The 10,396-nt window shown below is 35.8% G+C and carries 8 protein-coding genes; 3 read left to right on the forward strand and 5 right to left on the reverse strand.

Annotation, left to right across the window (positions count from 1 at the left end; genetic code table 11):
* Positions 1-11: 11 nt before the first annotated feature.
* On the reverse strand, positions 12-902 hold the full coding sequence (locus KHA93_RS15710) for a LysR family transcriptional regulator (RefSeq protein ID WP_213111602.1): 891 nt from the start codon (positions 900-902) through the stop codon (positions 12-14).
* Between the two features lie 112 nt (positions 903-1,014).
* Between KHA93_RS15710 and KHA93_RS15715 the strand changes: the two genes are divergently transcribed.
* Positions 1,015-2,205, forward strand: a complete 1,191-nt coding sequence (locus tag KHA93_RS15715) for a coenzyme F420-0:L-glutamate ligase (RefSeq protein ID WP_213111603.1) — start codon at positions 1,015-1,017, stop codon at positions 2,203-2,205.
* A gap of 98 nt (positions 2,206-2,303) precedes the next feature.
* Here the strand turns inward: KHA93_RS15715 and KHA93_RS15720 are convergent, their stop codons facing one another.
* The 4 genes from KHA93_RS15720 to KHA93_RS15735 all read right to left on the reverse strand — a co-directional run bounded on the left by KHA93_RS15720 (position 2,304) and on the right by KHA93_RS15735 (position 6,605).
* A complete protein-coding gene (locus KHA93_RS15720) occupies positions 2,304-3,434 on the reverse strand; it encodes a Gfo/Idh/MocA family protein (protein WP_213111604.1) in 1,131 nt (376 codons plus the stop codon).
* A 30-nt stretch (positions 3,435-3,464) separates the two neighbouring features.
* Entirely contained in the window at positions 3,465-4,343 is an 879-nt protein-coding gene (locus KHA93_RS15725; RefSeq protein ID WP_233711181.1) for a carbohydrate ABC transporter permease, read from the reverse strand.
* Positions 4,344-4,360: 17 nt separating this feature from the next.
* Complete coding sequence (locus KHA93_RS15730; RefSeq protein ID WP_213111605.1) at positions 4,361-5,251, reverse strand: carbohydrate ABC transporter permease; 891 nt, start codon at positions 5,249-5,251, stop codon at positions 4,361-4,363.
* Between the two features lie 64 nt (positions 5,252-5,315).
* Positions 5,316-6,605: an ABC transporter substrate-binding protein gene (locus KHA93_RS15735; protein ID WP_233711570.1), complete on the reverse strand. Its 1,290-nt coding sequence runs from the start codon at positions 6,603-6,605 to the stop codon at positions 5,316-5,318.
* Positions 6,606-7,646: 1,041 nt separating this feature from the next.
* On the opposite strand from KHA93_RS15735, the gene KHA93_RS15740 reads away from it, so the two are divergent.
* Positions 7,647-8,552, forward strand: a complete 906-nt coding sequence (locus KHA93_RS15740; protein WP_213111607.1) for a DMT family transporter — start codon at positions 7,647-7,649, stop codon at positions 8,550-8,552.
* A 173-nt stretch (positions 8,553-8,725) separates the two neighbouring features.
* The gene (locus tag KHA93_RS15745) at positions 8,726-10,294 is read left to right on the forward strand and encodes an IS1182 family transposase (protein WP_213111608.1); all 1,569 of its coding nucleotides are present in this window, start codon (positions 8,726-8,728) and stop codon (positions 10,292-10,294) included.
* Positions 10,295-10,396: the final 102 nt, after the last annotated feature.

Genomic DNA, 10,396 nt, shown 5'->3' on the forward strand with positions numbered 1-10,396 from the left:
AGCCACAGATCTTACACCTGTTGGTTTTCTATGATCTTTACAAATTTTGTTGATGCGGGCGATAGTGGAACACTTTTTAAATAGCATACCCCTATACTTCTACTTGGCAGTTCTTCTTTTACAGGTACTTCCCATAATTGTCCTTCATTCAAATCTTCTTGCGAAAATTCCTTCGTTACACAGGCAATTCCTAGATTTATTTTCGCAAACTCCAATAATAAATCATGTGAGCCCAATTCAAATTCTGGCGACACCTTGATTCCAATCGAAATCAAATATTCTTCGACATAATTTCTCGAATTTGATTTCTGTTCAAGCATGATTAACGGTAACTTTACCAGTTCTTCCATACTTATCGGTTTAGATAGCAGATATTTAAATTTTTCCCCACAAACAAAGATGTCATGGATATCAAAGCAAGGTTTAAGCTCCAACGCCTGGTCTTCCAAGGGAAAATTACAAACCCCTATATCCACTTCGCCCGATTTTAACAAAGAACATATTTCTGTGGTTGTCCCATTGACAATTTTAAATTTAATATTTGGATAGTTATTATGGAAAGCTTCTAAATAAGGGAGTAAAAAATGACGAGAAATCGTATCACCCACACCTATTTTTAACTCGCCTGCTGTCAAATTCTTAAATTCTAAAAGCTTTTCTTCTCCAGCATCAATTAAGTTAATAGCTGAATTTGCATATTCAAATAAAATGGAACCCTCGTCCGTTAAGGATACGCCTTTTGGTGTTCGATTAAAAAGACGTGTATCCAGTTCCCTTTCTAATTGCATGATCGCTTGGCTAACAGCTGGCTGTGTCATATAAAGCTCTTTTGCCGCCTGTGAAAAGCTTTTTCTCTTCCCGACTATACAAAAAATTTTATACAAATCTAACTTACTTACCATATAACCACACCTTATACCCACTATTTGATATATTCATTTTACTTATACCACTAAACTGCTGTATATTACAAGAGTAGATAACTTACATTAACGTTTAGAAGGAGCGATCAATTTGGAGAGAGTAGTCGGAACTGTTGCGAGAGGCCTTCGTTGCCCGATCATCAATAAAGGTGATAACATCGAAGAAATCGTTGTAGATAGCGTGTTAAAAGCTGTAGAAGTTGAAGGCTTGACCATTAATGATAAAGATATCGTGTCAGTCACTGAATCTATCGTTGCACGCGCACAAGGCAACTACGCGACGATCGATCAAATTGCAAAAGACGTTCATTCAAAATTCGGTGATGATCCAATTGGAGTCATCTTCCCAATTTTAAGCCGCAACCGCTTTGCAAACTGTCTTCGTGGCATTGCAAAAGGTGCAAAAAAAATAGTTTTAATGCTTAGCTATCCATCTGATGAAGTTGGAAACCACTTGGTTGATATTGATGCGCTTGACGAAAAAGGAGTAAATCCTTGGACAGATGTGTTAACAGAAAAGCAATTCCGTGATCTATTTGGTTATAATAAACATCCTTTTACAGGTGTCGATTACATTGAGTATTATAAATCTTTAGTTGTAGAATACGGCGTTGAATGTGAAGTCATATTTTCTAACAATCCAAAAACCATTCTAGAATATACTAAAAACGTACTTACTTGCGATATTCATACAAGGTTTAGAACAAAGAGAATCTTAAAGGCAAACGGTGGGGATAAAATTTATAGCCTTGATAATATTTTATCCGAATCTGTTGATGGCAGTGGATATAACGAGGCTTACGGTCTGTTGGGATCCAATAAATCAACAGAAGAAAGTGTAAAACTCTTCCCACGCGACTGCCAGCCTGTCGTGGATAAAATCCAACAAGTTCTTAAAGAAAAAACTGGAAAAAACGTCGAAGTCATGATTTATGGTGATGGAGCATTTAAAGATCCAGTTGGTAAAATCTGGGAACTCGCTGATCCAGTCGTGTCGCCTGCATACACATCAGGTCTTGAAGGAACTCCTAATGAAATTAAGCTAAAATACCTTGCTGATAATAATTTTGCAGATCTAAAAGGCGAGGAGCTTAAAAAAGCAATTGCTGAATATATCAACAACAAAGGTGACGATCTTGTCGGAGCAATGGAAGCGCAAGGAACAACACCTAGAAAGCTCACTGACTTAATTGGTTCACTATCGGATTTAACTTCAGGAAGCGGAGATAAAGGTACACCGATTGTGTTTATTCAAGGATATTTTGATAATTATACGAAATAATTTTAAAGGCTCAACGCTGCAAAGCTTTATGCAGTGTTGAGCTTTTCTGTTTGTATTATTTATTACACAAAAAATTTAGTTAATTATTAATCGAGCAATCACTGATGACTGTATTCTAAAAAATCGATTGGTAATGCCTCTGGCTTTTCACATGTGCTGGAAAGTTCATAATGTGCGCCTCTATTAGCTGTATCATGGATTGCATGCATCACGTCCAACACATGAAAGGCCAAATCACCATTAACACGATGTGTTCTTCCATTCATTAGAGCTTCTGCCATTTCTGCAACCCCGATGCCACGACTATTATCCGTGTATCCATGCGTTAACGGAATCTCTTCCCATTGAATTCCATTTTTATAAATAGATAATGGGTCATCCTCATTTCGCTTATAAATATACACTGGACCTCCGAATGTATTTGGGTCAGGTACTATGATCGTTCCCTTCGATCCGTAAATTTCAATGTTTGGAAGTTTTGATCCATAAACATCAAAACTTGTAATAATGGTTGCGATAGGTCCACTATCAAATTCTATTACTCCTGCAACATGGGTAGGAACTTCCACATGGATTTTTTGTCCATACTTCGGTTGACTTGTTATTGTCCTTTCAGGAAAGCTGATTCTAGTAAATCCAGTAACTTTTCGAATAGGTCCTATTAAATTGATTAAAGCCGTTATGTAATAAGGCCCCATATCAAACATTGGTCCTCCACCGACTTGATAATAAAATTCAGGATCAGGATGCCAAATTTCATGACCAGGGCTCATCATAAATGCTGTCGCTCCAACAACCTCTCCAATCTCCCCTTCGTCAATTAACTTCCGAACAGTTTGAATCCCGCCTCCTAGAAAGGTGTCTGGAGCACCACCAACTAATAATCCTTTTTCTTTAGCAAGACTTAATATTTTTTGCCCATCTTCACGAGTTACTGCCAACGGTTTTTCAACATATACGTGTTTACCTGCTTCAAGTGCTGCAATACACACTTCCGCATGGGCTTTAGGTATTGTCAGATTAATAACAATTTCAATATCTGGATCCGCTAGTAACTCTTCAACCGTACATGCTTTTGGAATGTTAAACTCTTTCGCACGTGCTTTTGCACGCTCAAGATCAATATCTGCACAAGCTGCAACTTCTAAATTATGAAATCTGCTTCCCGCCTGGCAGTATATGCTACTAATATTTCCGCAACCAATAATCCCTAATTTCACTCGCTTCATTAAAACCACTCCATATCTTTTTAAACTCTATTATCCTTTTACCGAACCTATTGCAACACTTCCCATAATACGTTTCGAGAAAATTGAAAAGACAATAATAATAGGTAATACAGAGATGGCTACTCCCAAATAAAGCAAACCAAAATCTGTACTATAATATCCTTGGATCATAGCAACTACGACTGGAAGAGGATATTTTTCTTCAGAAAACAATAATACGAGTGGGCTTATAAAGTTATTCCAGGATCCAATAAATGTAAAAATACCAATAGCAGATAGAGCAGGAGCTAACATAGGGAGAATAATTCGATTGAAAATCCTCCATTCACCTGCACCATCGATTCTTGCAGATTCGATAATTTCATCAGGAATACTACCATCAATAAATTGTTTAATAAAAAATACAGCAAATGTATTGGCAGCTGCTGGCAATATAATAGCAGCATGTGTATCCAATAAGTTCAGCATCCCTAGCCATTTGTAGCTACCAATGAGGGCTAGCTGCCCTGGAATCATCATTGTAGCTAACATAAAATAAAAAAGTTGCTTATTATAGCGAAATTTATACTTGGAAAATCCATAAGCGGTCAATCCACCGAAATAAAGAGTTAATGCCGTTGAACCACCCGCAATGATAATGCTATTTAAAAAACCTCTCCCGATATTCACCTTTTCAATCATCCTTGTAAAATTCGAAACTAAATCATCTCCCGGTAAATATACGAAGGAAGCAGCAATTTCAGCATTGGAATGAGTGGAATACATAAGCATTAGATAAAATGGAAAAAAACAAAGAATAGCCAATATTGTCAGCATTATATAAAGAAAAAAAAGGTTTTTTTTCGTCCTTTTTCTTTCAGGACTAATCATTTTTTGTGCAGTTTTAGTCTGCGGATTAGCTAGTTCCATTTCCTACACTCCCCTTTTTATGCTCTGCTACGACGGTTGGAAACTAAAAAGGAAACAATGGATAAGGTTCCTATAACAAAAAATAAGCAAAAAGCTAATGTCGCACCGTAGCCAAAATTATTTTGTTCAAAAGCTGTTCGATATAGATACATAATACTTGTTAGAGTTGAGTTATCTGGTGCTCCTGAGCCTTGAGTTAACATATATGGCTGATCAAATATTTGCACGCCGCCTATTAATGAAGTAATGACTTGGAAGAGAATTATAGGTCTTAATAAGGGAATAGTTATTTTGAAAAAAACTTGAACTTTACTTGCCCCATCGATTTGGGCAGCTTCTGAGTACTCATGAGATATTCCCTGAAGACCAGCGATATAGATTAACATGGAGTAACCAAAATATTGGAAAAAGAGAATAGTAGATACGATCAATCTCATAATAAAGGGGTTATTTTTCCAATCATATGGATCATCAAATATCCCTAAGCTTAATAACATTTGATTGACGCTTCCCGTTTTCCAATCAAACATCAAACTAACAAGTAATCCTAATGAGGCCGCAGTTACTATATTAGGGAAAAAGTATACGGCACGGAAAAACTCTTTTCCTTTTAAATACCTTTCAGTTAAGATAACTGCTAACACTAAACTTACTGTTAATTGAGGAATAACAGATATGATCCAAATAAAAAAAGTATTAAATAATGATTTGAAAAATACTGGATCCGTAAATGCTCTTAAATAATTGGCAAACCCAACAAATGCTGGATCATTTAATCCATCCCAATTCGTAAAACTCAAATACAAGGAATAAAGGATAGGATACAAACCAAAGATGCAAAAAATAATAAAAAATGGAGCAATGAAAAGATATCCATAATTATCTTTTTTAATGCTATTCGAAAACATTATCGTTTCCTCCAAAAACTTTCAATTTTTAATACTAGGCCCGGCGAGAAACCGGGCCATTCTGTTAATCTACTACTATATCTGGAAAGTCGTGCTTGACTTCAGCTTTAAACTTTTCAAGAAATTCTTCTTTCGTTTTGATATTACCTTTTACAAAGGACTCCATATTATTACTAAATATCGTATCGATATCTCCATCAAACTCAGTTCTTAAAACAGGGTGGACCTTTTCACCTTCAATATTGAAAAATTCAAAATATTTTTGACCTGCCAAGAATTCATCCGTCAACTCAGGTGCAAGTTTAGCATTAACTTCTCTATTACTTGTAAAATAGGCTTGCTCTCTCGCCAATTGCTCCAAAAATTCATGATCAAATGAATAGAATTTGATAAAATCCCAAGCTAGTTCTTTATTTTCGCTTTTCGAATATATAGAGTAGAATGTTCCTCCTCCACTAAAGGATCCTGGTCCGTGTGCTATTCCCCAATTCCCGCTTGTTTCTGGTGCATTTTCTTTAATGACATATTGTAAATACCATGTTGGGCCTGGGAAAAACATAACATCTCCGGATTGCATTGCTGCCCACATTCCCGCACTCCAGTTTTCTAACATAGCCAATACATTCATATCCTTTGCTTGAGCCGCCAAATCTAAAACTTTCATTCTTTCTGGATCAATCACTAACTTGCCGTCTTCAACCCAAGCTGAAGTTACATTTCCTGATTGAACCGAACCAATAGCATTCCAATTCGATAAAGCATGAACCTTGCCGCCACTTTCATCGTAAACACGCTTCCCTATCTCAAATATCTTATCCCAAGAAGAAATTAATTCACTGACTTCTGCAGGGTCGTCTGTCCCTAAATATTGTTTTGCTAAATCTCTGCGATAATAGATTCCCCCTGGTGTTCCTTGATAACCAAGAGCTTTTACCTGCCCTTCGGAATCTGTTTCTATTGCCTGTACATATTCATATTGCTGTCCAATTAAATCATCAGCATTATAAGACACGTCAGATAGATTCTCTAGAGACGGATAATCAATAAACTTTCTCACAAAGCCATACTCAGTAGCAAACACATCAGGAGCATTGACACCCGTTTGTAAAGCGGAACGTAATTTAGTTTGATATTGGTCACCTGGAATATGCTGAAAATTTACTTTTACATCCGGATTTTGCTCCATGTATTTCTTTACAGCATACTCACCTTCATTTGTAAAACTCCAAACCGTAATTTCTTTTTTATCAGATTTTTTACTACCTGCATCTTTACCACCTGTTTCTGATGAACAAGCTGAGCTCAGGATCATCATCAAACTCAAAAGCATGGTTAAAAAGAATCTTCTTCTCATCTTCAACGCATTTTCCCCCTCTTTAAATAATAATGATATTTGATAATCAAGGATGTATCCTTGGAAAATCTAAATTGTGTTTTGATTTTTTCGCGTAATTAGTATACTAGTAGACAATTTTAGACATAATATAAGCTCCTTGAATAAGGACTAGAACTTAAATCAAACGATAACCGTCGCTTACAATTCGGGAGATCGAGATGCAATGGGATTTCACACTTTTTCCATTAGAGTGGGAAGTGTGAAAATCCAATCCTTCTATTTAGTTGGTTGATCTAATCCATTAGGGATTATGTACAGAAAAAACTATAGGTCTTATATCACCTTATTCACTCGATTTTTTTGTTAATTCTCATCATAATTCGGATAGGTTGTAGACTAGCATGATTCGTCACCAAGGAGATTTATTCAGGAATTTTGTCATACATTTTAAGTGGGGTTTGAGTTTGTAAATAACATTTTCGATAAGCGTTTGTGCAAATCTCTTTCTTGACTATACCTTTTTATTTTTCCTTATCTAGTTCATATGAAATCTATGAACTAACAAGCGATTAAACGCTTACATTTTAATGGTAAAGTCAACAAAAGCTATGCTGATGCATCTGCTTTGAAGGTGTTGAAGAATAGTATTGTGAGTGCTTTTTTGTTGTAAGCGTTCTCTTTTTTTTGCTTTTTTCATATTATAATAATAAAAACATAGTTTGTCTACTCATTATACAAAGTTTTTCTTTTTCAATTAAATTGTGAATGGGAGGAATCTAGTTTTCATCATCATTCCGACTAATACAGGGTATGTACGGTAAATTGGCTTCCTTCTTTGAATTGAGGTGATTTTTTCATTATCCAATACCTTTCAGTTTCTTACTAAATGATTTTATTTTTGAACGTTATGTCATAGCAATTAATTATTTCTAAGAGTGATCATCCAGCACAGAGCTTTCCTCGTAGATATTTCTACTTACATTTTTTGTTTCTTTCCATTACAAAACCTAAGAGATATAATATGGAAATGTACTTTTTTGTTATTGGGAGGAAAAATGATTGAATGCAAAGGCTTTATTAATGGCGGCCATTACAGTGATGATATGGGGTTCAACTTTTGCAGGTATTCGCGTGAGCCTAAATGGCGGTTATTCTCCCGGACATTTAATTCTTGTACGTTATTTGATTGGATCGGCATTATTTATCATTTATGCCTTATGGCCGGGTGTGAAATTTCAGTTGCCTCAAAAAAAGGATCTATTAAAAATACTTTTTTTAGGCTGGATTGGTATTAGTATTTATCATATTGGCGTTACATTCGGTGAACAAACCATTTCTGCGGGAACAGCGGGAATGTTGGTTGGTGCTGCACCAATATTTACAGCAATCATTGCATCGATCGTTTTAAAAGAAGAGTTAGGATTATATGGTTGGTTAGGTTTATCCATTGGTTTTATTGGAATCATTTTAATAACGTTGGGAACTGCAGGATCCTCCTTCACCATTTCCGAAGGTGCTATTTTTGTGTTAATTTCCGCACTTGCCACTTCGATATTTTTTGTATTCCAAAAGCCATTTTTTAAGCGTTATAAGCCAATTGAATTGACTGCCTATTTTACCTGGGCAGGAACAATTCCTTTTTTCATCTTCGCTCCTGGCGTATTCCAAACGATTCAACATGCAACTTTGGAAGCCAGTCTAACCGCGATTTATGTAGGAGTTTTTCCAGGCGCTATCGCTTATGTAATGTGGGCAATTGCACTTTCGTTAAGTAAAGCTAGCTCCATTACAAGCATTTTATATCTTGAACCAGCTATTGCTATCCTCGTTGCTTGGGTTTGGTTGCGAGAATTTCCATCCTCCCTTTCCCTCATTGGAGGAATTGTTGCGATTTCTGGTGTTTTAATTGTAAATGTGAAGAGAAGTAAAAAGACAGCAAATAACGTTATGTCAAAAGCGTCGTAATTTGTTATAAAAAAGTGTGAGGTTGGGACAAAACTCACCTCTGAATGAAAAAGCCGGAGAAATTTTACAACGAGTAAAATTTCTCCGGCTTTGAATATTTTTGCAATAAAATAAGGACAACTTCTGATAAAATTAAGTTACCACACCAAATCTAATCAGAAAGAAGTGTCCTTATGTTTAAAAATTATAACATGAATCAAATAGTTTTGCCTTTAGATTTAGAAGTAAAATTACAAAGTAATGATATTGCCTTCCATATCCATCATTTAGTTGAAAGTATTCCTCATGAAGCGTTCGAACCATTTCTACGAAATGAGGGCTGTCCTGCCTATCACCCACGCATGATGCTTAAACTTATCTTATGTGCCTATTCGCAATCTGTCTTCTCAGGGCGCAAAATTGAAGCCCAATTAAAAGACAGTATCCGTATGATGTGGCTGGCTCAAGGGTATGAACCGAGCTACCGCACAATCAACCGATTCCGTGTTCAAGCAGAAGTGAAAGAATTAATACGCCAATGTTTCGTCCAATTCCGTTGCCAATTGATCGAAGAAAAACTTATCGATCAAGAAGCTGTTTTTATTGATGGTACAAAGATAGAGGCAAATGCGAATAAATTTACCTTTGTATGGAAGAAATCTATCGAAAAGTATCATATTGGATTAATTGAAAAGTCAAATGAACTATACAACGAGTTACTTGAAAAAGAAATTATACCTGAAATTGAACGAGAAAGTGAAGAACAGTTATCACTTGAAGAACTTACTCAATTAGCCAAAAAGGTAGACGATGTCGTTACTGAGTATGACAAAAGAATCGGAGATTCTTCAGATGTAGAAGAACGTAAAGTTTTAAGAAATAAGCGGAAATTCCCGAAACAAGCACGGAAACAATTAATGGATTATATTGTTCGAAAACAAAACTATCAACGAGACTTTGAAATCTTTGGCGAACGAAATAGTTATTCAAAGACGGATCACGATGCGACATTTATGCGCATGAAAGATGATTATATGAAAAATGGTCAATTGAAGGCAGGCTATAATGTACAAGTCGCAACAGAGGGTCAATATGCGCTTGCCTATAATCTATTTTCAAATCCCACAGATACACGTACATTAATCCCTTTCTTAGACACAATTGAGGAAGATTATTTTAAGTTACCAAAGCATATTGTCGCAGATGCAGGTTATGGTAGTGAACAGAATTATGATGATGTCATTTCGAATCGTAAACGAGAAGCTTTAATTACGTATGGCATGTACCTCAAAGAGCAAAAGAAAAAATATAAACAAAACGAATTCAATCCAGACAACTGGCATTATGATAAAGAAAACGATACATACACTTGCCCAAATCAACAAAGCGTAGTTTTTAAATATCATTCTGTACGTATGGATAAAACAGGCTTCAAACGAGAGTTTAAGATCTATGAATGTGAAGACTGTTCAGGCTGCCCTTTCCGTTCATCATGTACAAAAGCAAAAGAGGGAAATAATCGAAAATTAATGGTGAATGAGAAGTGGGAACAACAAAAAGAATATGTGAGAGCGAAGCTTTCAGAAGAAAAAACGAGTTCCATCTATCGTAAACGAAAAATCGATGTGGAACCAGTTTTTGGATTCTTGAAGGCTAATTTGCGTTTCACTCGATTTTCTTTACGAGGAAAATCGAAGGTTGAAAACGAAATGGGTCTAGCGTTAATGGCTGTGAATTTACGAAAATTCGCAGCCAACAACTAAGAATGAATAAGCATTAATATAGAAAATAGAAAAAAGCGAAATTAAGTACGCTCAATTTCGCTTTTTTCGTTAATTGAAGCTAGTTATGTCCCAGCCTCTTTT

Origin of the sequence: Lederbergia citrisecunda (assembly GCF_018343695.1) — a bacterium.
Taxonomy (GTDB): Bacteria; Bacillota; Bacilli; order Bacillales; family Bacillaceae_C; genus Lederbergia; species Lederbergia citrisecunda.